The 15505-nt window shown below is 72.1% G+C and carries 16 protein-coding genes and 2 pseudogenes; 6 read left to right on the top strand and 12 right to left on the bottom strand.

Annotation, left to right across the window (positions count from 1 at the left end):
- Positions 1-2 precede the first annotated feature (2 nt).
- The 6 genes from ABD292_RS13805 to ABD292_RS13780 form a co-directional block, all read right to left on the bottom strand.
- A complete protein-coding gene (locus ABD292_RS13805; protein WP_344207560.1) occupies positions 3-773 on the bottom strand; it encodes an ABC transporter ATP-binding protein in 771 nt (256 codons plus the stop codon).
- A complete protein-coding gene (locus tag ABD292_RS13800) occupies positions 763-1839 on the bottom strand; it encodes a FecCD family ABC transporter permease (protein WP_344207559.1) in 1077 nt (358 codons plus the stop codon). The genes ABD292_RS13805 and ABD292_RS13800 overlap by 11 nt, the downstream gene beginning before the upstream one ends.
- A complete protein-coding gene (locus tag ABD292_RS13795) occupies positions 1832-2929 on the bottom strand; it encodes an ABC transporter substrate-binding protein (RefSeq protein ID WP_344207558.1) in 1098 nt (365 codons plus the stop codon). The genes ABD292_RS13800 and ABD292_RS13795 overlap by 8 nt, the downstream gene beginning before the upstream one ends.
- 184 nt (positions 2930-3113) lie before the next feature.
- Entirely contained in the window at positions 3114-3695 is a 582-nt protein-coding gene (locus tag ABD292_RS13790; protein WP_344207557.1) for a hypothetical protein, read from the bottom strand.
- A gap of 142 nt (positions 3696-3837) precedes the next feature.
- Positions 3838-4440 carry a superoxide dismutase gene (locus ABD292_RS13785; RefSeq protein WP_344207556.1) on the bottom strand — a complete coding sequence of 201 codons (603 nt, stop codon included), beginning with the start codon at positions 4438-4440 and terminating at the stop codon, positions 3838-3840.
- A gap of 156 nt (positions 4441-4596) precedes the next feature.
- Positions 4597-6099 (bottom strand): aldehyde dehydrogenase family protein, encoded by a 1503-nt coding sequence (locus tag ABD292_RS13780; RefSeq protein ID WP_344207555.1) that lies wholly within the window; start codon positions 6097-6099, stop codon positions 4597-4599.
- Between the two features lie 156 nt (positions 6100-6255).
- On the opposite strand from ABD292_RS13780, the gene ABD292_RS13775 reads away from it, so the two are divergent.
- From ABD292_RS13775 to ABD292_RS48950, 4 genes and pseudogenes are all read left to right on the top strand, one after another.
- Entirely contained in the window at positions 6256-6858 is a 603-nt protein-coding gene (locus ABD292_RS13775) for a TetR/AcrR family transcriptional regulator (protein WP_344207554.1), read from the top strand.
- 137 nt (positions 6859-6995) lie between these two features.
- Positions 6996-7148: pseudogene (locus tag ABD292_RS13770) on the top strand (TetR/AcrR family transcriptional regulator); the annotation flags it as partial.
- A gap of 95 nt (positions 7149-7243) precedes the next feature.
- On the top strand, positions 7244-7363 hold the full coding sequence (locus ABD292_RS13765; RefSeq protein WP_344207553.1) for a hypothetical protein: 120 nt from the start codon (positions 7244-7246) through the stop codon (positions 7361-7363).
- 221 nt (positions 7364-7584) lie between these two features.
- Positions 7585-7700: pseudogene (locus tag ABD292_RS48950) on the top strand (IS5/IS1182 family transposase); the annotation flags it as partial.
- Between the two features lie 91 nt (positions 7701-7791).
- Here the strand turns inward: ABD292_RS48950 and ABD292_RS13760 are convergent.
- Positions 7792-8175: a winged helix-turn-helix transcriptional regulator gene (locus ABD292_RS13760; protein WP_344207552.1), complete on the bottom strand. Its 384-nt coding sequence runs from the start codon at positions 8173-8175 to the stop codon at positions 7792-7794.
- A 102-nt stretch (positions 8176-8277) separates the two neighbouring features.
- On the opposite strand from ABD292_RS13760, the gene ABD292_RS13755 reads away from it, so the two are divergent.
- Complete coding sequence (locus ABD292_RS13755; protein ID WP_344207551.1) at positions 8278-8679, top strand: RidA family protein; 402 nt, start codon at positions 8278-8280, stop codon at positions 8677-8679.
- A gap of 160 nt (positions 8680-8839) precedes the next feature.
- Positions 8840-9691, top strand: a complete 852-nt coding sequence (locus tag ABD292_RS13750) for an SDR family oxidoreductase (protein ID WP_344207550.1) — start codon at positions 8840-8842, stop codon at positions 9689-9691.
- A gap of 8 nt (positions 9692-9699) precedes the next feature.
- On the opposite strand, the gene ABD292_RS13745 is transcribed toward ABD292_RS13750, so the two are convergent.
- From ABD292_RS13745 to ABD292_RS13725, 5 genes are read right to left on the bottom strand one after another with little or no spacing between them, the layout of a single operon-like run.
- A complete protein-coding gene (locus tag ABD292_RS13745) occupies positions 9700-11160 on the bottom strand; it encodes an aldehyde dehydrogenase family protein (RefSeq protein ID WP_344207549.1) in 1461 nt (486 codons plus the stop codon).
- A gap of 2 nt (positions 11161-11162) precedes the next feature.
- Positions 11163-12278, bottom strand: coding sequence for an NAD(P)-dependent alcohol dehydrogenase (locus ABD292_RS13740; protein WP_344207548.1), 1116 nt, complete (start codon positions 12276-12278; stop codon positions 11163-11165).
- A complete protein-coding gene (locus tag ABD292_RS13735; RefSeq protein ID WP_344207946.1) occupies positions 12275-13624 on the bottom strand; it encodes an amidase in 1350 nt (449 codons plus the stop codon). Before ABD292_RS13735 ends, ABD292_RS13740 begins: the two co-directional genes overlap by 4 nt.
- Positions 13614-14642: a branched-chain amino acid ABC transporter permease gene (locus tag ABD292_RS13730; protein ID WP_344207547.1), complete on the bottom strand. Its 1029-nt coding sequence runs from the start codon at positions 14640-14642 to the stop codon at positions 13614-13616. The genes ABD292_RS13735 and ABD292_RS13730 overlap by 11 nt, the downstream gene beginning before the upstream one ends.
- Complete coding sequence (locus ABD292_RS13725) at positions 14639-15505, bottom strand: branched-chain amino acid ABC transporter permease (protein ID WP_091094198.1); 867 nt, start codon at positions 15503-15505, stop codon at positions 14639-14641. Before ABD292_RS13725 ends, ABD292_RS13730 begins: the two co-directional genes overlap by 4 nt.

Raw genomic sequence — 15505 nt, 5'->3', positions numbered from 1 at the left:
GCTCACTCCTTCCGTGAGGCCACGGCGATGTGCGGGCGGCCGGTGATCGGATGCGGGCCGACGTACGCGCGCACGCCGAAGACCTCCTCGATGAAGCCGGGGGTCAGCACCTCCAGGGGCGGTCCGTGCCCGGCGACGCGGCCGTCGCGGAGCACGACCACCTGGTCGGCGTAGGAGGCGGCGTGGTCGAGATCGTGCAGCGCGGCCAGCAGCGTGAGGCCGAGCGAGCGGATCAGGTCCAGCAGCAGGAGCTGTGATCCCACGTCCAGGTGGTTCGTCGGCTCGTCGAGGACCAGCAGCGGCGCCTCCTGCGCCAGCGCGCGGGCCAGCAGCACCCGTTGCCGCTCCCCGCCGGACAGGGTGGAGATCAGCCGGTCCGCGGCCCAGCCCATGCCGACCCGTTCCAGCGCCGTGGCGACCGCGGCGCGGTCGGCGGCGCCGTCGCGTTCGAGCGGCCGTTTGTGCGCGTGGCGGCCGGTGGCGACGATCTCGGCGACGGAGAAGCCGTCGCCGCCCTGGCCGTGCTGCGGCAGCACGGCGCGGTGCCGGGCGGCGTGGCGGGGCCGCATCCGCCACAGGTCCTGACCGTCCAGCCGGATCGCGCCCGCCGAGGGCCGCAACGAGCGGTACACGGTGCGCAGCAGCGTCGACTTGCCGCTGCCGTTGGGGCCGATGAGCGCGACGAACTCGCCCGGCCCGGCCGTCAGGTGCACGTCGGTCACGATGGGGCGCGCGTCGATGGACGCGCTCACACCCGCGAGGTCAAGCCGCATCGGTGCCCCCTTTCGCGCGGCGGCGCAGCAGCCACAGGAAGAACGGCACGCCGAGCCCGGTGGTGAAGATGCCGACCGGCAGCTCGTTGGGCGGGTCGGCGGTCCGCGCGGCCAGGTCCACCAGCACCAGGAACAGCGCCCCCGTCAGCAGCGAGACGGGCAGCACCCGGCGATGGTCGGCGCCGACGACGAACCGCACCATGTGCGGGATCATCAGCCCGATGAAGCCGATGCCGCCCACGACGCTGACCACGGTGGCCGTCAGCAGGGATCCGGCCACCAGCAGCCCGATCCGCAGCGCCGCCACCGGCACGCCCATGGCGATCGCGGCGTCCTCCCCGGCCGTCAGCGCGTTGAGTGCCCGGGCCTGCAGCACCAGCCAGGCCAGGCAGCAGACGACGAGCAGCGCGGGCACGCCCAGGTCGGCCCAGGTCGCGCCGGCGACGCTGCCCATCAGCCAGAACATCATGCCCTGCAGTTCGGTGGGGTTGAGCTGGAGCTGGACGAAGGTGGTGGCCGCGGCGCACAGGTAGCCGATCGCGACGCCGGTCAGCACCAGCCAGGAGTCCAGCAGCCGCCCGGCACGCTGCGCCAGCGCGTACACCAGCAGCGCCGAGCCCACGGCCGCGGCGAAGGCGGCGCCCGTGACGCCGAACGTGCCCGCCACGACGGTGCCGCCCAGGGCGGGGACCAGCACCGCGCCGAGGGAGGCGGCCGAGGACACGCCGAGCACGTACGGGTCGGCGAGCGGGTTGCGCACCAGGGCCTGCAACGCCACCCCTGCCACGGAGAGGCCGGCCCCGGCGAGCGCTGCCAGCAGCGCCCGGGGCGTGCGGATCTCCCACACCACCTGGCCGAGCAGCGGGTCGGCCTGCGCGCCGTGGCCGGTCAGGTAGGCCAGGACCACGCCCCAGACCTGGCCGAGAGGCAGGCTGACCGAGCCGATGGAGATGCCTACCACCAGCGCCGCGACCAGGGCGGCGACCAGGGCCGTCAGCAGCAGCCCGGTCGCCGGCCCGGAGATCGGGTGCGTCCTGCCGCGCACGGAGGTCACGGTGTCAGCCACCGGGGTGGACCACCTTGGAGATCTTCTCCACCGCGTGGGCGTTGAGCGGGCCGAGGTGGACGCCGTCGGAGACCACCGTGTAGGTCCTGGACTTCGACGCGGCCCACTGCGGGTAGGCGGCGAAGATCCTGGCCGCCTCCTCGTCTCCCTTCTCGTCCGGCGTGAACAGGCCGACCACCAGGACGTCGACCTGGGCGGTGGCGAGCTGCTCCCTGTTGAGGGTCGTGGTGGCGTCCGCCGTCAGCCCGGCGAAGGCGTTGACGCCGCCGGCCGCCTTGATGACGTCGTCGTAGATGCCGCCGGTCATCACGGCGGGCAGCCCGTTCGCGTTCATCATGGACATGCCGGGATAGGCGATGAGCACCTTCCTGGCGGGCAGGCTCGCGACGCGCCGGCGCACCGTCTCGACGCGGGTCCGCAGCTCGCCGATCAGGTCGAGGGCGCGCTGCTGCACGTCGAAGACGCGGCCGAGCAGGCTGATGAACTCCAGCGAGGAGTTGATCGACTGGTTGCGGTAGGCGCGCTTCTCCTCTTCGGTCGCCTCGGGCTTGCCCATGGCGCAGTTGGTCGGGTTGACCAGCGAGGAGATGCCGGCGGCAGCGAGCTGCCCGCGGGTGGCGAAGCCCCGCTTGGCGTCGAACCCGCCGGACCAGGTGGACACCACCAGGTCGGGCTTGAGCTTGAGCACCTGCTCGGCGGGGACGTCGAAGTTCTTGTTCATGCTCAGCCCGCCGGTCGGCAGGGCCTTGATCTTGCCGATCATCGACGGGTCGTCGGAGACGCCGTAGCTCTGCACGTTGGCCAGGATGTTCTTCTCCAGGCCGAGCATGATGAAGCTCTCCACCTCGCCGACGCTGGTGCCGTTGAGGATCAGCACCCGCTCGGGAGGCTTGGCGAAGGTGAGCCTCATGCCGCAGTTGTCGAAGGTCAGGGGATAGCCGGTACGGCCGGCGGACACGGCCGCCGAAGCGGCGGGGGCGGCGGCCCGGCTGGAGGCGCCGCTGGTGGAGCCGGCGCAGCCGGCGGCGGTCAGGGCCGTGAGCGCGCACAGCGCGGCGGCCAGGGGTCGGCGGGAACGACGAAGGCGCATCGGTAGGTGCTTCCTGTCGGAAGGAGTCTGGAGGTAGCCGGAAACGGCGCCCGGCCACGAGGTGGCCTGCGCGGGTCCGGCAGGTCGTCGACGTCCCGCAGACGAAGGTGATCAGCGCGTACGCGAGCAGGCCGACGGCAGGCCCGTCAGCACGGGCGATGCCGGCCGGCACACGATCATCGGATCACACGGACACCGCGGGACCGGCCCCGGCGGGCGGTCCCCGCCGTACCACGGCGTAGCGCAGGACGAGCGCGGCCCGGCAGGTCTCGTCCTCGCCTCTGGGCGCGTTCGCGCGTGGCCGGGCCGAACTCCAGTCGGCGACCACGAACAGCAGGACCAGCAGCGGTTGCAGCGCCCACCCGGCAAGCTGCCGGACCAGGGCGCACAGGCCCTCCTCGACCCACCGCAGCCACACGGAGGTCAGCAATACGCCGAGCGCGTGCATGGGCACCATGCCCAGGCTCGGCGAGGCGGCGTGATGATCCGCGACCTGGTGCCCCATCGCCTGGTGGACGACGTCACTCCGGCTGAGCAGGACGTGCAGGAGGACCTGCGCCAACGCCGTCGCGGGCAGGATGTGGCCCAGCGAGCGCTCGCGTCTGGTCAGCGCCAGCGCGGGCGGCAGGAGCAGCAGCAGTCCGGCCAGCGCCGCCGCCGGATCGAATGCACCGCCGCCGGCCAGGTGTCCAAGGGTGGCCAGGCCGGCGCACGCGGCGGCGAAGCTCGCCGCGCGCAACCACCGCACCACCGAAAATGGACTCATCCCGGCAGATCCTCCCATAATGCTCCCGTTGAGGTAGGCGCTCGCTCCATTTACTCCGGGATTCACGCTGGAAGGGGGCGGCGCCCGCCTGGCCCCGCGGACCAAGCTGTGGCCAGGCGGACGTCGCCGGCATGGGGGTGCGTCAGACGCCGCGGGCGGCGTCGTAACGGGCGATGACGTCGTTCCAGTTGATCAGGCCCCACAGCTTTTCCACGTAGTCCGGGCGGACGTTGCGGTACTGCAGGTAGTAGGCGTGCTCCCAGGCGTCGAAGACGAGCAGCGGGGTGGTGTTCATGCCGACGTTGCCGTGGTGGTCGTAGACCTGCTCGACGACCAGACGGCGGCCCAGCGGCTCCCACGCGAGCACGCCCCAGCCCGAGCCCTGCACGGTGGCGGTGGCGGTGGTGAGCTGCTTCTTGAAGGCGTCGAAGGAGCCGAAGTGCTCGGTGATGGCGTCGCCGAGCTCGCCGTCGGGGCGGTCGCCGCCGTCGGGGGACAGGTTCTGCCAGAAGATCGTGTGCAGGACGTGCCCGGACAGGTTGAACGCGTACGTCTTCTCCAGCCCCACCAGCCCGCCGAACTCGCCCTTGTCGCGCGCCTCGGCCAGCCGCTCCAGGGTGTCGTTGGCGCCCTTGACGTAGGCGGCGTGGTGCTTGGCGTGGTGCAGCTCAAGGATCTCGCCGGTGATCGCGGGCTCCAGGGCCGCGTAGTCGTACGGCATGTCCGGGAGGGTGTACTGCCCCATGAGCTATCTCTCCTCGAAATCTCGTACTTGCATATAACTCGCAATAACCATAGTCCTGCAATTAGCTCGTGTCTCGGGTGAGGTGCCGGCAGCGGCGGCGACATCCGCCTGTCGCGCTCGAGGACGGCCGGGCCGCTCAGGCGTGAGGTGGCGTGGTCACAGCGCGATGCGGACGGTCTTGACCTGGGTGTAGGTGTCGAGTCCTTCCAGGCCGCCTTCGCGGCCCAGGCCGGACTGCTTGTAACCGCCGAAGGGGAGGTTGCCGGTGCTCATCTCGGCCCAGGTGTTGATCCAGACGGTGCCGGCCTCGATGGCTGCGGCCATGCGGTGCGCGGTGGTGAGGTCGGTGGTCCACACGGAGGCGGCCAGTCCGTAGTCGGTGTCGTTGGCCTGGGCGATGGCGTCGTCGATGCCGGTGAAGGTGGTGATCACGCCGACGGGGCCGAAGATCTCCTCACGGACCACGCGCATGCCGGGGTGGACGTCGTCGAGGAGCGTGGGGGCGAAGAAGTATCCGTGGTCACCGAAGCGCCCGCCGCCGGTCACCACGTTCGCGCCCTCCTCGCGGGCGATGTCGAGGTAGGAGCTGACGCGGTCGAACTGCGCCTTGGTGGAGAGCGGTCCCACCAGCGTGCCCTGGGCCAGCGGGTCGCCCGGGGTGAACGCCTCCATCGTCTTCAGCAACTTCTCGACGAACTCCTCACGGATGCTCTCCTCGACGAACACCCGTGATCCGGCGACGCAGGCCTGTCCCGCGTTGCCCAGGAAGCCGGCCGCCACGCCGCGGACCGCGACGTCGAGGTCGGCGTCGGCGAAGACGACCGACGGCGACTTGCCGCCCAGTTCGAGCGTCACGCGCTTGAGCGTGTCGGTGGCCTGGCGCTGCACCAGCTTGCCGGTCGCGGTCGACCCGGTGAAGGCGATCTTCGCGACACCGGGGTGCGCGACCAGCGCCTGGCCCGCCTCGGCGCCCAGGCCGGTCGCGACGTTCACGACACCGGCCGGCAGGTCGGTGCCGGCCAGCAGCTCGGCCAGGCGCAGTGTGCTCAGCGAGGCGGTCTCGGCCGGCTTGAGCACGACGGTGTTGCCGGCGGCCAGGGCGGGGGCGAGCTTGCCGGGCAGCTGGCCCATCGGGCCGTTCCAGCCCCAGATGATGCCGACGACACCGAGGGGCTCCTTGCGGGTGTAGGCCATGCGGTCCTTGCCCGCGGGAACGCTCACGCCGGACAGCTTGGTGGGCCAGCCCGCGTAGTAGCGGAACACCTCACTCGCCTCGGCCAGCATGTGCGCGGTCAGCATGCGGGGTGCGCCCATGTTGACCGAGTCGATGGTGGCCAGTTCGTCGGCGTGCTCCTCGATGACGTCGGCGATCTGGTTGAGGATCCGGCCGCGCCGGTCGGGGCTCATGTCCGCCCAGGCGGGGTCGGTGAACGCCGCGCGTGCGGCCTGGACCGCGGCGTCGACGTCGGCCGCCTCGCCGCGCGGCACGCTGGCCAGCGCCTCCTCGGTGGCCGGGTCGGTGTTCGGCAGCGTGCGTCCGGAGACCGCGGCGACCTGCCGGCCTCCGATCCACATCATCCGCTCACCGGCACGTACGAAGGCGGGGATGTCACGGCGGGCGGCGTCGGCGACGGGCGGGACGCTCACAGGTGCGGTCATGGTTGTTCCTCTCCTGGTGTCCTGGTCGGCAGATCCGGCTCAAACGGATTGCCTGTCCGGTTAACGTAACGGACAGCCTATCCGTTTTGCAAGCAGAAGTGAGAAGGGTATCCGGTACGCTGAGGTTCTGGACGCCGAAGGAAGGAAGCATGCGTCGTGAGCGCTGAGCCCGCCCCCGCCCGACGTGCCGACGCCGAGCGCAACCGGTCGAAGATCATCGCGGTCGCCCGCGAGGCCTTCGCCGACCCCGGTGCCGCACCGTCGATGGCCGAGATCGCCCGACGTGCCGGCGTCGGCATGGCCACGCTCTACCGCAACTTCCCCGGCAGACTCGATCTGGTCGAGGAACTCTTCCGTCACACCGTCGACGACATCTGCCAAGCAGCCGAATCCGTCAGCGGCGACACGCCGGGCGAGGCCTTCTTCGCCTGGCTCATGCGCTTCCACGCCCTCGGCGCCCGCAAGGGACCTCTCGCCTCCGTCCTCCTCTCCGAATCCGCCGACGGCACCCCCATCCTCCGCGCCAGCCGCTCCCGCACGATCGCGGCCGGCGAACCCCTTTTCCACGCCGCGCAACGCAGCGGAGAAGTACGCGGCGACGTCGCTCTCGGACAGATCCTCGACGGCCTCGTCGCGCTCGCCGGCGTCGACAACGACCCGGACTTCCCCGGCGCCCTGATCCGCATCCTGCTCGACGGTCTGCGTACGCATCCGCACCCCACGGGCGGATCGCCGACTGCCGGTCCCGCCTCCCCGTAGGACCCCGCGCCCACCTGCGCCGCCGCCGGACCCGCTGCACCATTCCGGCGTCGAGGTCGAGCGGTCTCCAGCCCGATGCCGCTGTTCCCGCCGGTGATCCCGGCGCAACTGGATGCCGGCATCGACCGGCCGAGCCGGTGAGCAGGCGCGGCGACCGGTTCGCCGCCGCCGTCACCGCATCCCTCGTCGAACGCCCGGTCCTGTGCGACCTGCTGAGCGCGCAGGCGGGGGTCCTCGAACACAACGTCTCCGCAGAGGTCGCCGCCCGCTACAAGCGGGCAGCGGTGGCCAACGCCGGCGTCATGGCCGCCCTCGCCCGCCACCACCTTCCCGAGCTGGGCGACAACGCCCCCCAGGATGGACGCACGCGCGGCCGCCGGAGGCGATGCTCGCCGCCTACGAGGCCGACCCCTCTCTCGCGACCTACAAGATGGACATCGCGGCCCATCTGCGTGACATGCTGGCCACGCTCACCGCGGGCGCCCTTGCGCGCGCCTCGTCCTGACCCCGCGGCACGGGCACGTACGTTCTTTTCGGCACCGGGGCCGGGCAGGACGTCGACGTCCGTGGCGCGCATCGGCTGCCCGCAGACCGAGCAGTGCAGTTCCACGTGGCCGATCTGGCCACAGGCGTGGTGGCGGCACAGGACGGGCGGCCCCGACCGGCACCACGGGACTGATGATGTCGGTGATGGTCACCCCGGCCGGACAGGCTTACCCGCCTCCTGTGAGTGACCGCCAGTTCTACAGGCGCGACTTATCCGATGAGCGATGGGCTCTGATCGAGCCCGTGATCACCGCGTGGAAGGCCCGGCACGGTTCCATCGGCGGTCACCAGGGCAACTACGACATGAGGGAGATCGTCAACACCTGCCATCCCCACCGGCGCGGTGAAGTACTGCTCGCGCAACACGAAGGTGCCGTTGCGTGCCCGTCAGGCGTCGAAACGGCCGCGTGCACTCTCGATGTGACCGAGGTGCTGGTGGGTCCAGCCGCATATGGCGTCGACAGCGGTGCGTAGGCCCTGGCCGGGTTCGGTGAGGGTGTACTCCACCCGCGGCGGCACGGTGGGGTGCACCTTCCGGTCGACCAGGCCGTTGCGTTCCAGCATGCGCAGGTTCTGGGTGAGCATCTTGTGGCTGACGCCCTCGACCTCGTTCCGCAGCTCACTGAAACGCAGGGTGCGCTCGCCGAGCGCCTCGATGATCAGGAGGGCCCACTTGTTGGCGACGTCCGAGAAGATCTCTCGCGCCAGGGAGTCGGCGCGCCGCAGGTCAGCGTCCTCGGGCAGGCCCTTGAGTAGATGCTTGGTCACCATCTGGTTCCTCAGTCACGAAAAAGTGCGTTCTTCCAGGTCAGACTTCACTCTCCTACAGTTTCTGAGTATCCACAAGAGAGCGGATCGGAAGGACGAGCACCCATGACCAGCATTGATGTCTTCAGCTACAACGTGCCGGCGGAGAGCGATTTCGGCTACTCACAGGCGATCAGGTCCGGCGAGCTGATCCACGTCTCTGGACAGCTCTCGTTCGACGGGGCAGGCCAGTTCCTCTACGCGGACGACTTCGCCGCGCAGCTCAAGCAGACCTATGCCAACATGGACAGGGTCCTGGACCACTACGGCGCCACTAGGAACCAGATCGTCTCGCAGACTCTGTACGTGGTGAACCTGCGGCAGAACGCCACGGCGACCGCGGAGGGCAACCTGGCGTACTTCGGCAACCACCGCCCGGCCAGCACAGTCGTGGGCATCACCGACCTGACCTTGCCCGGCCAGGTCATCGAGATCAGCTTCGTCATAGACACGAAGCTGCCCGCTTGAGGCATCCTCCTCTCGCATCCCACAGCCCTCTTGGGTCTGCGTTCATGGAGCGGTCAGCTTCCCGCTGCCGCTGCCCGGCTGCGAGACTGACTGAAGCACTTCGTCGAACCGCTCGTGCCGGAGATCGGCGCCAGGTTCGACACATCGAAGGAGGTCCACTGTGACCCGCTCCGACCAGGCGACGATCGCCGTCACGGGGGCGACCGGCCGCGTCGGCGGCCGGGTCGCCCGCGGGCTCGGCGCGGCCGGGGTGCCGGAGCGGCTGGCGGTGCGCGACCCCGGCCGCGCCCCGGACCTGCCCGGCGCGACCGCGGTGCGCTGCGGCTACGGCGAGCCCGGCGCGGTCGCCGCGCTGGAAGGCGTCGAGGTGCTGTTCATGGTCTCGGGCTCCGAGTCACCGGACCGCCTGGACCGGCATCGGGCGTTCGTGGACGCCGCCGCGCGAGCGAACGTCCGGCACGTGGTCTACCTGTCGTTCTTCGGCGCCGCGCCGGACGCCGTCTTCACCCTGGCCCGTGACCACTGGGCCACCGAGCAGCACCTGCGCGGCAGCGGGCTGTCGTTCACCTTCCTGCGCGACAACCTGTACGCCGACTTCACGCCCGCCCTCGTGGGCGAGGACGGCGTCATCCGCGGCCCGGCGGGGGAGGGCCGGGCCGCGGTCGTGGCCCAGGACGACATCGCCGACGCCGTCACCGCCGTGCTGCTGCGGCCGGACGAGCACGCGGGCCGCACCTACGACCTGACCGGCCCGCACGCGCTCACCCTGACAGAGGTCGCCGGGATCCTGTCGCGGACGAGCGGCCGTACGATCACCTACCAGCCCGAGACGGTGGAGGAGGCCTATCGCTCGCGCGCCTCCTACGGTGCCCCGGACTGGCAGGTCGACGCGTGGGTGTCCACCTACACCGCCATCGCGGCGGGGCAGCTCGACGGGGTGAGCGACGACATCACGCACCTGACGGGTCACGCCGCCACCCCGCTCGCCGACGTCGTGGCCGCAGATCAGTAGGGCGCACCCTAGAAGGGGTAGTGGGCGTGCTGGGTCGCCAGGGTGATCCAGCGGGTGTTGGTGAACGCCTCGATGCCCCACCGGCCGCCGAAGCGCCCGTAGCCGGAGGACTTGAAGCCGCCGAACGGGGCCTGCGGCTCGTCGGCGACCGACTGGTCGTTGATGTGGACGATGCCGGTCTGCAGCCGGCGGGCCACGCGCAGGCCGTGCGTGCCGTTCTCGGTGATGATGCCCGCGGTCAGGCCGTGGTCGGTGTCGTTGGCCTTGGCGACGGCCTCCTCGTCGGTGGCGAAGGTGTCGATGACGCAGATCGGGCCGAAGCCCTCGCCGTAGTACAGGTCGGCGTCGGCGGGCACGCCGGTCAGGACGGTCGCCGGGTGCACCGCCCCGGAAGGCTCGCCGCCTCCGGTCACGACGGTGGCGCCCTTGGCGACGGCGTCGCTGACGAGGGCGGCGACGCGCCGCGCCGCGGCCGCGGAGACGAGCGGCCCGATGACCGTGGTCGGCTCGGCCGGGTCGCCGGCGGGCAGCGTGGCGACCTTGGCCGCGAACCTGGCCGTGAACTCCTCGGCCAGCGACTCGTGCACCAGGATCCGGTCGCCGGACATGCAGATCTGCCCGGCGTTCATGAACACGCCGAACGTCGCCGCGTCCACCGCGTAGTCGAGGTCGGCGTCGTCGAGCACGATGATGGCGTTCTTGCCGCCGAGCTCCAGCATGGCGGGCTTGAGGTGCCGGGCGGCGTGGGTGCCGATGATGCGTCCGACCTCGGTGGAGCCGGTGAAGTTGACGGCGCGTACGCGGGGGTCGGCGATGAGCGTCTCGGCGATCTGCGCGGCGTCGGCCGGGTCGTTAGTGACGACGTTGAGCACGCCGCCGGGCAGCCCGGCCTCGGCCAGCACGTCGGCGACGAACAGGCCGCAGGCGATCGGCGCGTCCTCGCTGGGCTTCATGACGACGGTGTTGCCGGCGGCGAGCGCGGCGGCCACCGAGCGGACGCCGAGGATGAGGGGCGCGTTCCAGGGGGAGAAGGCGGCGACGACGCCGACGGGCTCGCGTACGGCCAGGCCGAGCGCGCCTTCCTCCTGCGCGGTGAGCACGTCGCCGCGTGGGGCGGTGATCGCGGCGGCGGCCTCGCGCAGCATGTTCGCGGCCAGGCCGACGTTGAACAGGGCCCACGGCCGGGTGCCGCCGACCTCGCCCGCCATGAGGGCGGCCGCCTGCTCGCCGCGTTCCTGGAGCAGGTCGGCGGCCTTGAGGAAGATGGCGCGGCGGGCGAAGGGGCTGAGCGCCGCCCAGTCGTCGAAGGCGGCCTGCGCCGCGTCCACGGCGAGGGTCACGTCCTCGGACCCGGCGGCGGCCACGGTGGCGTACGGCTGTCCGGTGTAGGGGTTGAGGTCGGCGGTGGTGCGGCCGGACCGCGCGGGCACGCTCTTGCCGCCGATGAGCAGTTCGCGGGAGATGGTCATGATTAATCCTTAATACGAAGGACGGGCTTGAGCACCTCGCCCCGGTGGCTGTCTTGCAGTGCCGTCTCGATGTCGGCCAGGTCGTAGAAGCGGACCAGCCGGTCGAAGGGGAAGCGTCCCTGCCGGTGCAGCTCGATCAGGGTGGGGATGAGCGTCTCGCTGCGGCCGCTGCCGCCGAGGGTGCCGACGATGCGTTTGCCCCACAGCGTCGTCAGGTGGTCGAGGGAGAACTCGGCGCCGGCCGGTGCGCCGCCGATGAGCACGCAGGTGCCCAGCATGCCGACGCTGTCGGCGGCCTGGCGTACGACGGGGATGACGCCGGTGCACTCCAGGGCGTGGTCGGCGGGGCCGTCGCAGATGCGGTGGACCTCGGCGACGGGGTCGGCCCGCGAGGCGTCGACGGTGTGGGTGGCGCCGAACTCCAGGGCCAGTTCCAGCCGGGAGGGGTGCCGGTCCACCGCGATGATCTTCGTGGCGGGGGAGAGCCTGGCCGCCATCACCGCGGCCAGGCCGACCGCGCCGGCCCCGTAGATCACCAGGCTGGAGCCGGGGCCGGGTTTGACGGTGTTCAGCACGGCGCCCGCCCCGGTGGCGATGCCGCAGGCGAGCGGGCCGAGCAGGTCCAGCGGCGCGTCCGAAGGCACGACGACGAGGGCGTCCGCCCAGGTGAGCGCGTAGGTGGAGAACGACGACTGGCCGAAGAAGTGGCTGTGCACCGCCGAGCCGTCCGGCCTGCGCAGCGCGCTCTGGCCGGCCCGTGGCCCCAGCAGGCGGCCGCCGCCGCACAGGGCCTCGCCGAGGCGGGCGCAGTAGCGGGGCTCGCCGTCGCGGCAGTTGCGGCAGGCGCCGCACGAGGGCCAGCCGATGACCACGTGGTCGCCGGGCCGTACGGAGGTGACGCCGTCGCCCACGGCCACGACCTCGCCGGCCCCTTCGTGGCCGAGCACGGCGGGGAACGGCATCGGCAGGTCGCCGTGCCGGGTGATGGTGTCGGTGTGGCAGATGCCGGAGGCGACGACGCGTACGAGGGCTTCGCCCGGTCCCGGCTCGTCGAGGTCGAGCTCCTCGACGTGAAAGCGCCCGCCGAGCTCGTCGACGACCGCGGCCGTCACTCTCATCGTTGATCTCCTTCGCTACGGATGGCGGGGGGCGGCGGGGGAGGGGTGAGCCGCTGGACGAGACGGGCCGCGGCCAGCACCGTCGGGTCGCGCAGCGGGCCGCCGGCGAGCTGCAGCCCGATCGGCAGGCCGTCGGCCAGGGCGACCGGCACCGTGATCGCCGGCAGGCCGGCCGCGTTGAACGGCGCGGTGAGCCGGGTCAGCACGAATTCGACGGGCCACGCGCGGCCGTCGACGGTGACGGTGCCGGCGCCGATGGGCGGGGCCGTCACCGGGACGGTGGCGCAGGCCAGCACGTCGCAGCCGTCGTCGAGCGCGGAGCGCAGCGCGGCGACGATGCGGCCCAGCGCGGCCTCCTGCCGCTCCACCTGTTCGGCGGGCGGCGCGGGCAGCCGCATCAGCTCGGCGACGTCCGGCCCGAACAGCTCCGGCTGCTCGGCGAAGGCGGCCCGGTGGTAGGCGCCGGCCTCGCGGACGATCCTGGCCAGCGGCGCCTCCGGCATCAGCGGCTCGTCGGGGACGGCGACGTCCACGACGGTCACGCCGGCGTCCTCCAGCCGGGCCCGTACGGCGTCGAGCGCCGCGCGCACCTCGGGGGCGAGCACCGCGCCGAACCAGCCGCCGAGCCAGCCGACCCGCGGCCGGGCCGGCGGTTCGTCCGTGAGGGGGTCGGCGAGCGCGTCCATGAGCAGCGCCGCGTCGTCCACGGTGCGGGCCAGGACGCCGAGGTGGTCCAGCGACGGGGCCAGCGGCAGCACGCCGTCCAGCGGGATCCGGCCGCGGGTGGGCTTGAAGCCGACGCAGCCGCTCAGCGCGGCGGGGATGCGTACGCTGCCGGCCGTGTCGGAGCCCAGCCCGCCCAGGGAGCTGCCGGCGGTGACCGAGGCGGCCGACCCGCCGGACGAGCCGCCGGGGATGCGGCCGCGCCGGTACGGGTTGTGCGTGGGACCGAAGCAGGCGCTGTCGGTGCGCCCGCCCCAGGCCAGCTCGTGTGTGGTGTGCTTGCCGAGGATCACCGTCCCGGCCTCCAGCAGCCGGGTGACGGCTGTCGCGTCCCGGTCCGGCACGTGTCCGGCGAAGCGGGGCGAGCCGTAGCTGGTGCGTACGCCGGCCGTGTCGATGAGGTCCTTGACGCCGATCGGGATGCCGTGCAGCGGGCCGCGCGGCGGCTCGCCGGCGAGGGCTCGGGCGCGGGCGAGCGCGGCCTCGGCGGTGACGGTGGCGTAGGCGTGCAGCGCCGGCTCGGTCGCGGCGACCCGGTCCAGCAGGTGCTCGGTGAGCTCGACCGGCGACAGCTCGCCGCGCCCGATGGCCGATGAAGCACCGCTCAGCGTCTCAGGAAACATCGACACCCCGCACGTGGTAGCCGACGGGGAACAGGCTCAGCCCGGTCCGGTCGCGTACCAGCCCCCACAGCCCGCCCGGCAGCCACCGCGCGGCCGCGATGCCGACGGCGCCGAGGAGCACCAGGTACCACGAGCCGTAGTCGGCCAGCAGCTGCTGCAGCGCGAAGAACACCACCGCGCCGAGCAGCGGCCCCTCGACGAAGCCGATGCCGCCGATGACCACGATGAAGATCATGTACGCCGACCACTGCACATTGAAGATCGCGTCCGGGTTGACGCTGAGCGAGCCGACCGTGATCACCCCGCCCGCCGCGCCGGTCCCGGCGGCCGACACCAGGTAGACGATCCGCTTGGCCCGGGTCACGTCGATGCCGGCGGCGCTCGCGGCGGTCTCCTCGTCGCGGACCGCCATCAGCGACAGCCCCACCCGGCCGCGCAGCAGCAGGTAGCAGCCGCCGACGGTGGCGAGGGTGAGCGCCAGCGCCACCCAGTAGGTCAGCGCGCCGCGCAGCGCGGGGTCCAGGCCGGACAGCCCGGCCAGGCCCTTGCCGCTGGCGCCGCCGAGGGCGTCGACGCGGACCACCAGCAGCCGGTACACCTCGGCGATCACCCACGTGCCGACGGCGAAGTAGTCGCCGCGCAGCCGGAAGGCCAGCCACGAGGTGGGGACCGCGAACACCACGCAGGTGAGCGCGGCCAGCGGCACCGCCAGGTACGGCTGCACCCCCAGGTCGGCCAGCGCGATCACGCTGTAGGCGCCGATCCCGACGAAGGCCTGCTGCCCGACCGAGACCAGGCCGCCGAACCCGGCCAGCAGGTTCCACATGCTCGCCAGCGCGACCAGCACGTAGAAGTTGACGAGCGTGTCGGTGACGTCGCTGAAGACCACGTACGGCAGCGCCGCGAGCAGCACCACGACGGCGAGCATCGCCCCGCCCGACACCTTGGAGGTGCGGGCGGCGCGGCGCACGTCCACGGCGGCCGCCGCCCGCTCGGTCAGCAGATGGGAGAGGCTCATGTGGTCCGTCCGGCGAGCAGGCCCTGCGGCCGGAAGGCCAGCACGGCGAGGAAGACGAGGTGTCCGGCGAGCAGCGTCATCGCCGGGTCGATCTGGGAGCCGAGCGACTGGGTGACGCCCAGCACGATGCCGCCCAGCAGCGTCCCCCACAGCGAGCCGAGGCCGCCGATGACGACCGCCTCGAACGCGAAGATCAACCGCGACGGGCCGGTGGCCGGGTCGAACGACGAGCGCACCGCGAACATCAGCCCGGCCAGCGCCACGGTGGCGAAGGCGATGGCGGTGGCGACGCCGTACACGTGCCGGCTGTCGGCCCCGACCAGGTTCGCGGTCTCGCGGTCGTCGGAGGAGGCGCGCAGCATTCTGCCGAGCCCGGTGCGGGTCAGGAACACCTGGATGCCGGCCAGCACGGCGCAGGCCAGCAGGAACGTGACCAGCGGCAGCCAGCCGACGGTGACGGAGCCCGCGAGCTGGAAGGAGGAGGTGGCGAACGAGCCGCCGTCCAGGGTGCGCGTGTCGGCGGAGAAGATCTCCAGCAGCACGTTCTGCAGCACGATCGACAGCCCGAACGTGACCAGCAGGGTGGCCAGCGGCCCCGACGAGAGGCTGCCCTGCAGCAGCACCCGCTGGGTGAGGTAGCCGAGCACCGCGAACAGCGGCACGGTCACCACGATGACCACCCACAGCGGCAGCCCGGTGCCGCCGACGAGGGCGAGGGCCAGGAACGAGGCGACGACGGCCAGGTCGCCGTGGGCGAGGTTGACGATCCGCATCACGCCGAACATCAGCGACAGGCCGGTCGCGAACAGCGCGTACAGGCCGCCGAGCAGCAGTCCCTGGACCACCGCGTTGAACCATTGCAT

The sequence above is a fragment of the Nonomuraea bangladeshensis genome, from assembly GCF_039529455.1.
GTDB classification, from domain to species: Bacteria; Actinomycetota; Actinomycetes; order Streptosporangiales; family Streptosporangiaceae; genus Nonomuraea; species Nonomuraea bangladeshensis.
The sequence above is the reverse complement of the archived record's forward strand: the minus strand, read 5'-3'. Positions and strand labels throughout refer to the sequence as shown.